The 14232-nt window shown below is 71.5% G+C and carries 13 protein-coding genes; 10 read left to right on the top strand and 3 right to left on the bottom strand.

Annotation, left to right across the window (positions count from 1 at the left end; translation table 11 throughout):
* Positions 1 to 98 precede the first annotated feature (98 nt).
* Positions 99 to 1838 (top strand): N-acyl-D-amino-acid deacylase family protein, encoded by a 1740-nt coding sequence (locus tag ACEZDG_RS08045; protein ID WP_380504560.1) that lies wholly within the window; start codon positions 99 to 101, stop codon positions 1836 to 1838.
* Between the two features lie 99 nt (positions 1839 to 1937).
* Positions 1938 to 2783, top strand: a complete 846-nt coding sequence (locus ACEZDG_RS08040) for a hypothetical protein (RefSeq protein ID WP_380504558.1) — start codon at positions 1938 to 1940, stop codon at positions 2781 to 2783.
* A gap of 187 nt (positions 2784 to 2970) precedes the next feature.
* Here ACEZDG_RS08040 and ACEZDG_RS08035 read toward each other — a convergent pair whose 3' ends face one another.
* From ACEZDG_RS08035 to ACEZDG_RS08025, 3 genes are all read right to left on the bottom strand, one after another.
* Positions 2971 to 3675, bottom strand: a complete 705-nt coding sequence (locus tag ACEZDG_RS08035; RefSeq protein WP_380504555.1) for a sensor domain-containing protein — start codon at positions 3673 to 3675, stop codon at positions 2971 to 2973.
* 168 nt (positions 3676 to 3843) lie between these two features.
* Positions 3844 to 4488 (bottom strand): LppU/SCO3897 family protein, encoded by a 645-nt coding sequence (locus tag ACEZDG_RS08030; RefSeq protein ID WP_380504552.1) that lies wholly within the window; start codon positions 4486 to 4488, stop codon positions 3844 to 3846.
* Between the two features lie 890 nt (positions 4489 to 5378).
* The gene (locus tag ACEZDG_RS08025) at positions 5379 to 6596 is read right to left on the bottom strand and encodes a sensor histidine kinase (protein ID WP_380504549.1); all 1218 of its coding nucleotides are present in this window, start codon (positions 6594 to 6596) and stop codon (positions 5379 to 5381) included.
* 250 nt (positions 6597 to 6846) lie between these two features.
* Here ACEZDG_RS08025 and ACEZDG_RS08020 point away from each other — a divergent pair, with 250 nt between their 5' ends.
* The 8 genes from ACEZDG_RS08020 to ACEZDG_RS07985 all read left to right on the top strand — a co-directional run bounded on the left by ACEZDG_RS08020 (position 6847) and on the right by ACEZDG_RS07985 (position 14228).
* Positions 6847 to 7284, top strand: coding sequence for an NADH-quinone oxidoreductase subunit A (locus tag ACEZDG_RS08020; RefSeq protein ID WP_380504547.1), 438 nt, complete (start codon positions 6847 to 6849; stop codon positions 7282 to 7284).
* Positions 7275 to 7964, top strand: coding sequence for an NADH-quinone oxidoreductase subunit B (locus tag ACEZDG_RS08015; protein ID WP_380504544.1), 690 nt, complete (start codon positions 7275 to 7277; stop codon positions 7962 to 7964). Before ACEZDG_RS08020 ends, ACEZDG_RS08015 begins: the two co-directional genes overlap by 10 nt.
* 428 nt (positions 7965 to 8392) lie before the next feature.
* Positions 8393 to 9430 carry an NADH-quinone oxidoreductase subunit C gene (locus ACEZDG_RS08010; protein WP_380504541.1) on the top strand — a complete coding sequence of 346 codons (1038 nt, stop codon included), beginning with the start codon at positions 8393 to 8395 and terminating at the stop codon, positions 9428 to 9430.
* Complete coding sequence (locus tag ACEZDG_RS08005) at positions 9427 to 10389, top strand: complex I subunit 1/NuoH family protein (RefSeq protein ID WP_380504538.1); 963 nt, start codon at positions 9427 to 9429, stop codon at positions 10387 to 10389. Before ACEZDG_RS08010 ends, ACEZDG_RS08005 begins: the two co-directional genes overlap by 4 nt.
* Entirely contained in the window at positions 10386 to 11090 is a 705-nt protein-coding gene (locus ACEZDG_RS08000; RefSeq protein WP_380504535.1) for a NuoI/complex I 23 kDa subunit family protein, read from the top strand. Before ACEZDG_RS08005 ends, ACEZDG_RS08000 begins: the two co-directional genes overlap by 4 nt.
* The gene (locus tag ACEZDG_RS07995; RefSeq protein WP_380504533.1) at positions 11087 to 11644 is read left to right on the top strand and encodes an NADH-quinone oxidoreductase subunit J family protein; all 558 of its coding nucleotides are present in this window, start codon (positions 11087 to 11089) and stop codon (positions 11642 to 11644) included. Before ACEZDG_RS08000 ends, ACEZDG_RS07995 begins: the two co-directional genes overlap by 4 nt.
* Positions 11645 to 11649: 5 nt before the next feature.
* The gene (gene nuoK, locus ACEZDG_RS07990) at positions 11650 to 12108 is read left to right on the top strand and encodes an NADH-quinone oxidoreductase subunit NuoK (protein WP_380504530.1); all 459 of its coding nucleotides are present in this window, start codon (positions 11650 to 11652) and stop codon (positions 12106 to 12108) included.
* Positions 12105 to 14228 carry an NADH-quinone oxidoreductase subunit 5 family protein gene (locus ACEZDG_RS07985; protein ID WP_380504527.1) on the top strand — a complete coding sequence of 708 codons (2124 nt, stop codon included), beginning with the start codon at positions 12105 to 12107 and terminating at the stop codon, positions 14226 to 14228. Before nuoK ends, ACEZDG_RS07985 begins: the two co-directional genes overlap by 4 nt.
* The last annotated feature ends 4 nt before the right edge of the window (positions 14229 to 14232 follow it).

Here is a 14232-nt window from a genome sequence, read left to right as displayed (position 1 = left end):
GTACCCGCCCCACCTCAGCCCGCTCCGCACCCGCCCGCCCCGCACCTGCCCTGGCCCCGCACCCCGCTCGACCGACAACACTCCCCGGAGGGACGACCATGCTTGACCACCTCATCCAGGGCGCGACGCTGGTGGACGGCACCGGCGCCCCCTCCCGTACCGCCGACGTCGGCATCCGGGCCGGACGGATCGTCAGCCTCGCCGCTCCCGGCAGTACCGACGAACCCGCCGCGACCACCGAGGACGCCACCGGCCTGATCCTCAGCCCCGGCTTCGTCGACCCGCACACCCACTACGACGCCCAGCTGTTCTGGGACCCCTACGCCACCCCCTCCCTCGGCCACGGCGTCACCACCGTCGCGGGCGGCAACTGCGGCTTCACCCTCGCGCCGCTCAACCCGTCCCGTCCCGACGACGCCGACTACACCCGGCGGATGATGTGCCGGGTCGAGGGCATGTCGCTGGCCGCGCTGGAGGAGGGCGTGCCCTGGGGCTGGTCCTCCTTCGGTGAGTACCTGAACGCGCTGGACGGGCACACCGCCGTCAACGCGGGCTTCATGGTCGGCCACTGCGCGCTGCGCCGATATGTCATGGGCCCGGACGCCATCGGCGGGCAGCCGACCCCGGCCCAACTGGACGCCATGGTCGCGCTGCTGCGGCAGTCCATGGCGGAGGGCGCCTGGGGCCTGTCCACCACCCAGTCGTCCACCCACTCGGACGGGGACGGGCAACCGGTCGCCTCCCGGCATGCCTCCCGTGAGGAACTGCTGGCGCTGAGCCAGGCCGTGGGGCAGCACGAGGGCACCCAGATCGAGGCCATCGTGGCCGGCTGCCTGGACCAGTTCAGCGACGAGGAGATCTCCCTCTTCGTCGACATGTCGGCCATCGCCGGCCGGCCGCTCAACTGGAACGTGCTGACCATCGACGCCGCCGTCCCGGCCCGGGTGCCGCGCCAACTGCTGGCCTCGTCCCGGGCCCGCGCCGCCGGGGGCCGGATCGTCGCGCTGACCATGCCCATCCTCACCCCGATGAACATGAGCCTGGGCACCTTCTGCGCGCTCAACCTGATCCCCGGCTGGGGCGAGGTGCTGAGCCTCCCGGTGCCCGAGCGGATCACCCGCCTCGCCGACCCGGAGGTACGGGCGGAGATGCTGCGGCGGGCCAACAGCCCGGAGGCCGGGGTGTTCCGCCGCCTCGCCGACTTCGGCCGCTATGTCATCGGCGACACCTACAGCGAGGCCAACGCCGGGCTCAGCGGACGGGTCGTCCGCGACATCGCCGCCGAACGCGGTCGGGACCCGTTCGCGACCCTGGTCGAGATCTGCTCCGCCGACCAGTTGCGGACCGTGCTCTGGCCGATGCCCACCGACAACGACCCCGCGAGCTGGGACCTGCGCCGCGACACCTGGCAGCACCCGGATGTGATGCTGGGCGGCTCCGACGCGGGTGCGCACCTGGACCGGATGTGCGGGGCCCCGTACACCACCCGCTTCCTCGGCGACTGCCTGCGGCGGCGCCGGCTGGTGCCGATCGAGCAGGCGGTACGGATGCTCACCGCCGACCCGGCCGAGCTCTTCGGGCTGCGCGACCGGGGCACCGTCGCCGTTGGTAACCACGCCGACCTGGTGCTCTTCGATCCCGAGCGGATCGACGCGGGCCCGGCCACCCTGGTCCACGACCTCCCGGGCGACAGCCCCCGGCTGGACTCCCGGGCCGAGGGCGTGGTCAGCGTCCGCGTCAACGGCGTGGAGACGGTCAGGGACGACAAGCTGACCGGCGCCGTCCCGGGGACGGTGCTCCGCTCCGGCCGCGACACCCGTACGGTCTCCACGAGGTGACGGGTACTCAAAGCTACTTCTGAGTACTGCTTCTGAGTATTCGCTCCCTGGTTCGAGAGCATCGGTCCACCCCACCATGTCGTGGACGGGGGGAATTCGATGAAGACCAGGCATGTGTGGACCCTGCTGGCGGCGGCAGCGGCCGTGGTGGCCCTGCTGCTGCACTTCTTCGCCAAGGTGCGGCTGGCCGACCTGCTCGCGGTCGGCCTCGGCGGGGTGCTGCTTTTCTGGCAGGTGCTGCTGCTGACCGTGCCCTGGAGTCTGTACTTCCAGGCACGGCAGGTGGTCACCGAGACCGCGACCAGCCGGGAACGGGGGATCCAGGTCCCGGCGGGCCGGGGCGCCGACGCTGCCCGGATCGCCCGCAGGCTGCGGCTGCTGGCCATCGGCGGCCACCTGGTGACGGCGGCCGTGGTGGCGGTCATCACCTACTTCTCCGGCCGCACCGTCGGCTACTACTTCTCCGGGTTCTACCTGGTCAGCACCGTCTTCCGGCCGGCCCAGGCCTATCTGGCCCATATCCGCGGGCAACTGCGGACGATGCTGAAGGAGACCCGCTTCCCGCGCGACGACATCCAGGAGCTCAAGGCCGGGGTGGAACGGGCGGAGGCCGAACGGGCCAGCCTCCATGAGCTGCTGCACCGGTTGGAACTGCGGATCGGCGAGCAGTCCGAACAGATCGCCCGCAGCGAGGTGGACGCGGCCCGCCGCTCCGAACTGGTCGAGTCCCGGCTGGCCGACCGGGCCGACCAGATCGAGGCCAGGGCCACCGCCCGCGCCGACCAGCTGGAGACCCGCTTCGCGGCCCGCAGCGACCAAGTGGCACAGCAGGTGCAGGCGCTGGCCCGGCGTTTCGAGGACGCCCTGGACAGCTACACCGACAACCAGGAGCTGGTGGCCGGCCTGAAGGCCTTCCTCCGCATGCTCCGCGCCGACCAGACCTGAGCCGGGCAACGGCGCGGGTGCGGGTGCGGTGGGCGTGGGACGGGACGGGCGTGGGACGGGACGGGACGGGCGCGGGCAGGGCCGGGCGGGGCGGGGGGAGGGGCGGGGCTGGGTGGGGGTTTTGCGGGCGGGGCTGGGGTTTTGTCGGCCGTCGGCCGGGTCTCCGCCGGGGGAGGGGGCTCCCCCGTCAGCCGAGCAGCCCCCGCACCATCGCCCGCTGCACGGCCGCCAGGCCCCGCACCGCCCACGGGGTCAGGAACAGCACCAGCAGGCCCGCGGCGCAGGTCGCGGCGATCTGCGGAACGCTGCTCAGGTACACCGTGTGGCCGTTGTTCTCGTAGAGCTGCAGGCCCTGCATATGTGCGTAGTGGGGGAACACCCACTGCCACAGCGGGTAGCTGCCGTACCCGATGCCGACGATCCACATGATCGCTGTGACGGAGAAGGACAGCACGCCCATCGGCAGCATCAGCAGGCTGTAGAGGAAGCTGCGCCATCCCGCACCCGACTTCAGCGTTGCTCCGATCCAGGCCATCAGGCCAGGAGCCGACGGGCGGCGCGGCGCGGGCGCCGCCACGTCCAGATCCAGGGTGACCCGCGCCCGGGCCCGCTCCATCGCGCCGAACGCCCGGCAGCCGAGCACCGCCGCCGCCAGGATCGGCAGGCCCACGAAGGTGAGCACGGTGGCGGTCCCGAGCGAGAACATCGTCACCGCGTAGGTGAAGGTCAGGATCCCGACCGGGAGGTTGACCAGCATGTGCAGCGACTCTCGCCAAACCCGGCCCTCGAAGGGCGCGGTCAGAAAGCCGGGCCGTCGCGTCCGTTGCTCCAGGTCGCCCCGGTAGGGCTCGTCCTGGTAGCGGTGGCTCTCCGCCATGCTGTTGCTGCTCATGATCCAGCTCTCCCGTTGTCAGTCCGACCGGCGGCCAGTCCCGCTCCGTCCGAGAACAAGCCTGCCGTGCGGCGGCCGGGAAAACCCTGGTGCGGTTCGGTGTCCTGGGGTGGGGTTACCCCCACCCCGCTGACCCCCTGCCGTAGACCAGGTCAGTACGGCAGGGCGTCAGGGCGTGTTCTTGCCCAGGCAGAGCACCAGGCTGTCCCGTCCGGTCTCGGTGTACGCGACCTCGGTCCCGGGGACGCTGTCGCAGTCGGAATCCTTGCCGCTGGACGAGGTCTTCAGGACCTTGTACTGGGCCTTGGCGTTGCCGCAGTCGATGACATGGACGTCAGGGTTGGAGTCGGTGCCCTTGTTCTGGACGCAGTCCCCGACCTTGGCGGTGTCCGCCCCACCGCTGATCTGGTCATAGGCGAACCAGCCGCCGGCCAGGATGACCAGCACGCCGATGCGGATGCCGAAACGGCGAGCAAATCCGCTCTTCCGCTTCGCCGCCTGCGGCTGGGGCTGGGGCTGCGGCATCTGAGGCGGCGTCACCGGGTACTGCCCGGGCTGCTGCGGCGGCTGCGGCTGCGCACCGTACGGGCTCGGCTGCTGCGGCTGGGGCTGCGCTTGGGGCTGCTGCGGCGCGCCGTACGCGTACGGACTCGGTTGCTGCGGCTGCGGCGCGCCGTACTGCGGTCCGGGCTGCTGCGGCTGTCCGCTGTAGGGATTGGTCGGCGGCTGCTGAGGCTGCGCGTAGGGGTTCGGCGGTTGCTGGCCCGGATACGGGCTCGGCTGGGTGTTGTAGGTAGGGGGCGGAGTGCTCAAGGTGACCTCGTGTGTCGACAGCAGGCTGGACAGTCGGGGAACTCTAGTGAGCACGAACCATGCTTATGAGCCATATGTCGAAACGTTGTGCGACGGTAGGTGACCCGTGATCACCAACTGCTCCGAAACCAGGGCAGACCCGCCACCCCGCCCCACCCCACTCTCCGCCGCGCTCCCGCCCCACCCCGGCCTCCACCGCGCCCCCGCGCCGCCCCGGGTTCCACCGCGGCCCTGTGCCGTCGCACCCTCCACGTCAGCCTTCGCCTCGGCCACGCGTCTGCCTCAGCCCCGACGCTCCGCCTCCGCCTGGGTCACGCGTCTGCCTCAGCCCCGACGCGCCGCCCCCGCCTGGGTCACGCGTCTGCCTTCGCTCCGCCCTATGGGGCCCGCGCCTGCGCCGCGATCCTGTGCCGCCTCCGCCTCCACCGCGCTCCTGCGCAGCCCCGGGTTCCGTCCCGGCCCCGTGCCGCCGCACCCACATCAGCCTCCGCCTCGGCCACGCGTCTGCCTCGGCCCCGACGAGCCGCCCTCGCCTCGGCCGCGCGCCTGCCTTCGCTCTGCCCCTGCGCCGCCTCCGCCTCTGCCGCGATCCTGTGCCGTCTCAGCCTCCGCCTCAGGCACCCACGCTCCCACCTCGGCCTTGACGTGCCGCCTCCGCCTCGGCCGTGCGTCTGCCTTCGCCTTCACCCCTGTGCCGCCTATGCCTGTGCCGTCTCAGCCCCCGGCCCCGGCCCCGTGCTGCCCGGCCTCCGCCCGCCCTAGCCCTGAGCCACTGTGGCTTCCAGCTCGGTCACCCACGCTCTCGCCTCGGCTCCGACGTGCCGCCTCCGCCTCGATCCCGCTCTGGCTCCCGCTCCGGCTCCCGCCGTGGCCACGGCCACGCGCCTGCCTCAGCTCCGGCCTCGGGTACGCCACGGCAGCTCCACCGTCACCGTCGTGGGGCCGCCCACCGGGCTGTCGACGACGAACACCCCGTCCACCGCGCGGATCCGGTCCGCCAGCCCGGCCAGCCCGCCGCCGGGCGACTCCAGCGCGCCCCCATTGCCGTCGTCGCCGACCTGCAGCATCAGCCGGTCGCCCGACCGCCACGCGTCGATCGTCGCCGTCCGCGCCCCGGAGTGCTTGGAGATATTGGTGAGCAGCTCGCTGACGGTGAAGTAGGCGATGCCCTCCACCGCCGAGTCGGGCCGCGACTCCCGGTCCGAACCTCCCGGCAGGTCGGTCCGCACCCGTGCCCCACCGGGGACGGTGCAGCGGGACGCCACCGAGGAAAGCGCCGCGTCGAGCCCGCGGTCCGTCAGTACGGCCGGGTGGATGCCCCGGGCCAGGTCGCGCAGTTCCTGCAGGACGAGCTTCACCTCGCCGTGGGCGTCCGAGACCATCTTCGCCGCCGCCACCGGATCTTCTGTCAGTTTCTCCTTCGCCAGGCCGAGGTCCATGGCCAGCGCCACCAGCCGGGCCTGCGCCCCGTCGTGCAGATCCCGCTCGATCCGCCTCAGGTCCGCCGCGGCGGAGTCGACCACTGTGCCGCGGTCCTGCTCCAGCTCCCGCACCCGCTGGGTCAGCTTCGCCGGGGCGAGCAGCGAGGACGCGAGCATCCGGTCCACGGTGGACAGGCCCCGGGTGATCCACGGCAGCAGCGGCCACAGCACGATCACCGCGACCAGGGTCACCGTGAAGGTGACGATGCCCCACGGCAGCTTGATGAACAGGTAGAGCGCCGTCCGCCAGGACAGCCCGTCGGACAGCACGTCGAAGATTCGCCGCCAGACGCTGTTCCGCGACTGGCCCGCCCCCACCGGCAGCGGCTCGGCGATGTCCTCGTCCAGCAGCGACCGGATCAGCGCCCGCTCCACACTTCCGTAGGCGCGGATCGCGAACAGGGAGCCGGCCAGCACCCAGAAGCCGACGATGGTCACCATCAGCCCCGCACCCAGCGAGAGGCCGACCACCGTGAGTACGAACCCGGCGATCGACATCGGCAGGTTCAGCAGCAGGAACAGCACCTCGCGCCACATCAGCCGGTTGAACCCGGGGCGTGGCCGGACGGCCTGCTCGGGCCGCGCCGGGCGCTCGCCCCGGATGTCGTTCTCGTGCACGGTGTCCATCGGACCATCCTCGGTTACGCCGGTAGGGCGCAGGTGTCGACCTGCGGAATCCAGCCTGCCCCGATGGCAGGCCGGTGACGATGGGGCAGGTCGGCATCGTGGGAGGGGGGATAACCCCACCATCGTCGCTGCCCGGACAGTGGGTGCTGTGTACAGACCCGCGGCCTGTGGACCTAGACTCCCGTGCGTAAAGAACGTCATGAATACGTAAAGGCATCACTGTGCCTGGCGGGACCGGAGGTTTGCGAGCATGGAGGCACTGGCGGCAGCGGCCGCAGCCGCGTCCCCGCAGACAGGGGGACCGGGACAACCGGGGCAGCCTGGATACTTCCACGCCTACGCGGTGGTCGGCCTGCTGGCGGTGGTCGGGGTGCTGTTCGTGAGCTCCGCCTTCGGTGCCAACGCGCTGCTGCGCCCCTACGCGTCCACGCCGGAGAAGCTGCTCGCGTACGAGTGCGGTGTCGACCCGGTGGGGGAGGACTGGGCCCACACCCAGGTCCGCTACTACGTGTACGCGTTCCTTTATGTGATCTTCGCAGTGGACGCCATCTACCTCTTTCCCTGGGCTACCGTCTTCGCTGCCCCCGGGTTCGGGGCGGGGACGCTCGTGGAGATGTTCGTCTTCCTCGGCTTCCTTGCCGTCGGCCTGCTCTACGCCTGGAAGAAGGGCGTCCTCGAATGGACGTGACCCCGCAGTCGCCCTCGCATCCGCACCCGCAGCACTCGCACGGGGCCGCCGCGTCCCCGGGTGCGGGCCCGGTGTCCCTGGGCATCCCGGATCCTGCCGCCCCCGGCGGTGCCGTGGAGCCGCGTCGGCTCGGTCCGCTGGCCCGGCTCGCGCCGGACCCGGTGAAGGTCGTCCTCAACTGGGGTCGCCGCTACAGCCTGTGGTGCTTCAACTTCGGTCTCGCCTGCTGTGCGATCGAGTTCATCGCCGCGTCCATGTCCAAGCATGACTTCATCCGGCTGGGCGTCATTCCCTTCGCACCAGGACCACGTCAGGCTGACCTGATGATCGTCTCGGGCACGGTGACCGACAAGATGGCCCCGGCCATCAAGCGTCTCTATGAGCAGATGCCCGAGCCCAAGTACGTCATCTCCTTCGGTGCCTGCTCCAACTCGGGCGGCCCCTACTGGGACTCCTACTCCGTGACCAAGGGCGTCGACCAGATCATCCCGGTGGACGTCTATGTCCCTGGCTGCCCGCCCCGGCCGGAGGCGCTGCTCCAGGGGATCCTGAAGCTCCAGGAGAAGATCGCCCACGAGTCCCTCCCGGACCAGTACCCCGTCAGCCCCCCGTCCGCAGCCACGCTGTCCCGCCCCCTCCTCCCCGCCCCTGACGCCCCGTCGGAAGCCCCTCGCCAGTGACCCCCGCCGACAACCCGACCCCCGACGACCCGACTTCTGGCAACCCGACTTCTGGCAACCCGACCCCCAACGCCACCCCTCCCACGGACCCGCCCGCAGCCCACCCCCCTGCCGCCGAGCCGCCCGCTGTGGAGCCAGCCCCCACGGAGCCGTCCCCCAGCGGACCCTCCGCCGCCGCCGAGCCGTCTCCCGTGGAGCCCCCGCCCGCCGGCCCGCCCGCCGCAGAGCCGACTGCCGCGCAGCCGACCCCGGCCGAGCCGCACGCTGCTGAGCTGCCCCCGACGGAGACGGTCCCGGTGGAGCCGCCTGCCGTTGAACCAGCTGCCCCGGAACCGCCTGCCGCCGCGCGGCAGGCCGCTGCCGAGCCGCCCCACGTTGAGCCGCCCCTTGCGGACCCGGCGGTGGCCGAGCCGGTGTCCGTTGAGCCGGTGTCAGCCGAACCCACGCTGGCTGAACCGACGCCGGTCGAACCCGCGCCCGCCGAACTCACGGCCGCGGAGCGCACCGCCGCCGCGATCGGGCCCTGGGCCACCGCCGGGGAGGCGTTCGCGCTGCTCACCGTGGACGTCCCGGTCGAGCACTGGATCGAATCACTGACCACCGCCCGCGACACCCTGGGCCTCACCTTCTTCGACTGGCTCAGCGCCGTCGACGAACTCGCCGACGGCTTCTCCGTTGCCGTCCACCTGGCCTCCGTGGGCAACCCAGCCGAGGGCGTCCGCCGGGTTCTCTTCCGTACCCGGATCCCACGGGACGCCGCCTCGCTTCCGTCCGCCACCGGCCTCTTCGCCGGCGCTGGATGGCACGAGCGGGAGACCCACGAGATGTTCGGCATCGACTTCACCGGACACCCCCACCTCTCTCCGCTGCTCCTCCCGGACGGCTTCGAGGGTCACCCGCTCCGCAAGGAGTTCGTCCTCGCAGCGCGGGTCGCCAAGGCTTGGCCGGGAGCGAAGGAGCCAGGGGAGAGCGACCACGCTCCCGCCGGTGCCGCTCCTGCCGCCCGCCGCCGGATGCTCCCTCCCGGCGTGCCGGACCCCAATGAGTGGGGTCCGCTCGCAGGCACTCTTCCTCCGGTGCCCGAACGTCCGGCCCGCGGCGCGGCTCGTGGCCCCCGCGCGGCGACGGCGGCCACGCCTCCCGGCGAGGGCCCGGCCGTCCGCGCCGACCGTCCGCGCCGCAACCGCAGTGTCGACCAGGGTTCTGCCAGCCAGGCTGCCCCCGCCGAGACCCAGGTCCCCGACGCCGCCTCCACCTCGGACGCTCCCGTCCCCGGCCTCCCGGCCCCCGACGCCCCGTCCGCGACCCCGCCCCCATCGGTGCCCCCCACCCCGGCATCTCCCACCGCGGCACCTCCCACTCCTGCGCCGCCCACCCCCGACGCTCCCTGGCACCTCCCCCGGCCGGAGGCCACCCCACCGCCCCCGCCCCCTCCAGCCCCGCCCGCGACAGGAGACGACGCATGATCAGCGCGCTCGAAGCGTTGCTCCGCTGCCTCGCGGCCCTCCTGGTGTTCCTGACGCTGCCCCTGATCATCGGTCAGACCGAGCACAAGGTCATGGCCCATATGCAGGGACGCCTCGGGCCCATGTACGCGGGCGGTTTCCACGGCTGGGCCCAGCTCATCGCCGACGGGGTCAAGTTCGCGCAGAAGGAGGACATCGTCCCCTCCGGCGCGGATCGCCGTGTCTTTCAGCTCGCCCCCGCCGTGGCGCTGTTGCCCTACCTCATCGTCCTGATTGCCATCCCGGTCGGCCCCGGCGGCTTCGTCGGGCAGAGCTTGGACGCGGGCCTGTTCTTCGTCCTCGCCGTGATGGGCGTCGGTGTCCTCGGTTCGCTGATGGCCGGTTGGGCCTCCGCCAACAAGTTCTCCCTTCTCGGCGGCATCCGTACCGCCGCTCAGCTGTTGGCATACGAGCTGCCGATGCTGCTCGCCGCCGCGTCGGTGGCCATGGCCGCAGGCACCGTGTCGCTCCCCGGGATCCTCGGGGCGTTCCACTGGTGGTGGGTGCCGTGGCAGATTGTCGGCGGCTTCGTCTTCTTCACGGCCGGACTGGCCGAGCTCCAGCGGCCGCCCTTCGACATGCCGGTGGCCGACTCCGAGATCATCTTCGGCGCCTACACCGAGTACACCGGACTGCGCTTCGCCCTGTTCCTGCTCTCCGAGTACGGCGGGATCCTGGTCCTCTGCGCGCTGACCTCGGTGCTCTTCCTCGGCGGCTGGCACGGACCGCTCCAGGCGGATCTCGGCTGGCTGTGGACCCTGCTGAAGACATTCGCCCTCGCTTTCGTCGTGATCTGGCTGCGTGTCACCTATCCGCGGCTGCGCGAGGACCAACTGATGCGCTTCGCCTGGATCGTTCTCATCCCGCTCGCCCTCGCCCAGCTCGCCCTCACCGGCATCGTCAAGGTGGCGATCTCATGACCCCTCCTTCTGTCGGCCGCAGCGGCCACTCCGACCACGGCGGCTTCCCGGGCCGCGGCCTGGCCAAGGGCCTCGCTGTCACTCTGCGCACGATGACCCGGCGCACCGTCACCGCCCAGTACCCGGACGTCCAGCCCGATCTGCCGCCCCGCTCCCGCGGCGTCATCGCGCTGCTGGAGGAGAACTGCACGGTGTGCATGCTCTGTGCCCGTGAGTGCCCTGACTGGTGCATCTATATCGACTCCCACAAGGAGACCCTTCCGGCGGTCGAACCCAATGCGAGGGCCAGGACCCGCAACGTGCTCGACCGCTTCGCCATCGACTTCTCGCTGTGCATGTACTGCGGCATCTGCATCGAGGTCTGTCCCTTCGACGCGCTGTTCTGGTCGCCCGAGTTCGAGTACGCGGAGACCGACATCCACGAGCTCACCCACGAGCGGGACCGCCTCCGCGAATGGATGTGGACCGTCCCGGCCCCTCCCGCTCTGGATGCCTCCTCCGAGGAGCCCAAGGAGATCGCTGCTGCTCGCAAGTCCGCCGACAAGCTCGTCGCCGCTCAGGCTGCCGCTGGACGTACGGACAGCAGCGACGTCGCGCCCCAGGCCGGCACTCCGCTCCAGGCCGACGCTGCGACGCCGGCGGCCACCGCGACCCCGGCCGACCCCGCGACCCAGCCCTCCGGAGAGGAGCCCGCCTCGTGAACAGCACGGCCCTCTCCTCCGCCGGCCACTCCTTCCTCTCACCCACCGGCGTCGAGATCGTCTTCGTCCTGGTCGGGCTCGCCGTCCTCGGCGCGGCCGTACTCACCGTCACCACCAGGCAGCTGGTCCACGCCGCCCTCTGGCTGGTCGTGGCCCTCGGCGGCCTCGCCATCGAGTACCTGCTGCTCACCGCCGAGTTCATCGCCTGGGTCCAGGTGCTGATCTACCTCGGCTCGGTGGTCGTCCTGGTGCTCTTCGGGCTGATGCTCACCAAGGCCCCTATCGGCCGTTCGCCCGACGCCGACTCCGGCAACCGCTGGGTCGCCCTCGCGGTGGCCCTCGCCGCCGCCGCGACCCTGGTCACCCTGGTCGTGGACGCCTTCCGGAGCACCTGGCTCGATCTCGGCGCAGCCGCCGGAGACGGCAGTACCAAGGCTGACGGCGCCATTCTGTTCCGCTACTGGGTCCTGCCCTTCGAGGCCCTGTCCGTGCTGCTGCTGGCCGCGCTCGTCGGAGCCATCGTCATCTCTCGCCGTCACCGAGAGGAGCGCTGAGCCTTATGCATCTCGCCTATCCCGCAGTCCTGGCGGTCCTGCTGTTCTCCGTCGGCCTGTACGGCGTGCTCGCGCGCCGCAACTCCGTCCTGGTGCTGATGTCCGTCGAGTTGATGCTCAACGCCGTCAATCTCAACCTGGTCGCCTTCGACGTCTGGCTGCGTGACACCCTGCACGCCGGCCAGGCGCTCACCCTGTTCACCATCACCATCGCCGCCGCCGAGATCGGCCTGGGCCTGGCCATCGTGCTGATGGTCTTCCGGACCCAGGGCACCGCCGACATCGACCGGCTCCGCGCCCTTTCGGACCGGCCCGGCAGCGCCGAATCCGTCGCTGGGCAGGCTGGACCGGCCCCGGAACCGCCTTCGGCGTCCGAACCCGGATCAGGCCCCGCTTCAGGCCCCGCTCCCGCTTCCGGCGCTGCGTCCGGCTCCGACTCCCAGGGGAAGGCCACCGTCGCATGATCCTCGCCCTGGCGGTGCTCGTCCCACTGCTGCCCTTTCTCGGCGCCTTCGCCGGCCTTGCCGCCGGCCGCCGCGCCCCCGGTCTGGTCCGGCCCCTCGCGATCCTGCCGACCCTCGCCTCTGCGGCCCTCGCCGTCGTCGTGGCCTGCGACCTCGGCACCGGACGTCACCTGGACGCCGCCACTCCGCTCACGCCCACCGGCAGCGTCCCCATCGACCTCGCCCTGCACCTGGACGGCTTCTCGACCCTGCTTGCCGTCCTGGTCGGCGTGGTTGCCGCCTGTGTCCAGGTCTACTCGACCTCCTATCTGCGCGACGACCCGCGCTACACCTCGTACGCCGCGCTGGTGTCCCTCTTCACCGCTGCGATGTTCCTGGTCCTCTACTCCGGCGACCTGATCGTGCTGCTCGTCGGCTGGGAGGTGATGGGCATCTGCTCCTACTTCCTGGTCGGCCACCACTGGGAGAAGGACGACGCCCGCTCCGCCTCCATCAAGGCCTTCCTGGTCACCAAGCTCGGCGACATCCCCTTCCTGTTCGGCATCTTCGCCCTGGCCGCAGACGCCGGTACGTTCCGGATCAACGGAGTCCTGGCCGCCGCCGGCAGCGGCCAGTTGCACCACCCCACGCTGATCGCGCTGCTGCTGCTCTGCGGGGTTGCCGGGAAGTCCGCCCAGTTCCCGCTGCACACCTGGCTGCCCGATGCCATGGCGGGTCCCACCCCGGTGTCCGCGCTGATCCACGCGGCCACCATGGTCGCCGCGGGCATCTACCTGGTCGCCAGGCTGCTGCCGGTGTTCCTCCTCTCCTCGACGGCCCTGGTCGTCCTCGCCGTCATGGCCGCTGTCACCATGGTCGGCTCCGCCCTCTGCGCCCTGGCCCAGGACGACATCAAACGGGTGCTCGCGTACTCCACCGTGGGCCAGCTCGGCTACATGGCAGGCGCTCTCGCCACCGGTGACCGTGACGCTGCCGTCTTCCACCTCCTCACCCACGGCGCTTTCAAGGCCCTGCTCTTCCTGGCCGCGGGTGTGGTCATCCACGCCTCCCACACCAACTCGCTCACCGCCATGTCCCGGATGCCCGACCTGCGCAAACGCGTCCCCGACGCCTTCTGGACCATGACGCTCGGTCTGCTCGCCCTGGCGGGCATTCCGCCACTGGCGGGCTTCTTCAGCAAGGAGTCGGTGCTCACAGCCGCCGAGCACGCCGCCCGCGGCGAGGCCCTGACCGGCGGCCTCGGACCGGCCGACGCTGTCCCGAGTTTTGTCGGCTGGTTGATCCTGGTCGCCGGGCTGCTCACTGGGCTGCTGACCGCGATGTACGCCACCCGCCTGTGGCTGCTCGCCTTCCGCCCCTCGGGTCGGAGCAGTACCCGCAGCACGAACCCCGCGCACGAGGCGGCCCTCGCCCACCAGAGCCACACCGCCGACGAACCCCAGGCCATGCGCTGGCCGCTGTGGCTGCTCGCCGTTCCGACCATCGCCCTCGGTGTCACTGGACTGCGCACCACCTGGCTCCCTTCGTTCCTTGACGGGACATCACTCACTCCCTCGGTCATCACCGCCGTGCTCGGCAGTTGCGTAGCCCTCCTGGGCGTCCTTGTCTCCTACGCCGCCTGGCGTCGTGTCACCTTCCTGGTCACCGACGCCCGCACCGCTGCACCGGCCCTCGCCGCGCACGAGCTCGACGAGGCCACCCGGCCGCACTCCACCATGGCCGACCCGGAACAGGTCACCGCGGACCTCTCCACCATCCCCGGCCGTACCCCGGACCAGGCGCTCGCCGATGCCGACAGCGCTGCTCTCGCCGCCGAGACCGCCCACGCCCCCGACCCGGCGCGCCTGCTTCTCGGCCCCCTGCTCGGACCCGCCGGCAACGGCTTCGGCCTCGACCGCCTCTACGCTGCTGTGTTCGTCCGCCCCTTCCTCGCCGCAGCAAGCCTGGTCCGCTTCCTCGACCGCGAGGTCATCGAGACCTATCTCGCCGGAGCCACCGGAGCCCCCAAACTCCTCGGCGCCGCCGTCCGACGCGCCCAGAACGGCAACGCCCAGACCTATCTGAGCGCCCTGCTCGCCGGCGCCGTCGTCCTCGCCGTCCTGGTGGCGGTGGCCCAGTGACCGA

This window comes from Streptacidiphilus alkalitolerans (assembly GCF_042511045.1).
Taxonomy (GTDB): Bacteria; Actinomycetota; Actinomycetes; order Streptomycetales; family Streptomycetaceae; genus Streptacidiphilus; species Streptacidiphilus alkalitolerans.
Note: the sequence above shows the minus strand (reverse complement) of the source record. Positions and strands in the feature narration are given on the sequence as shown.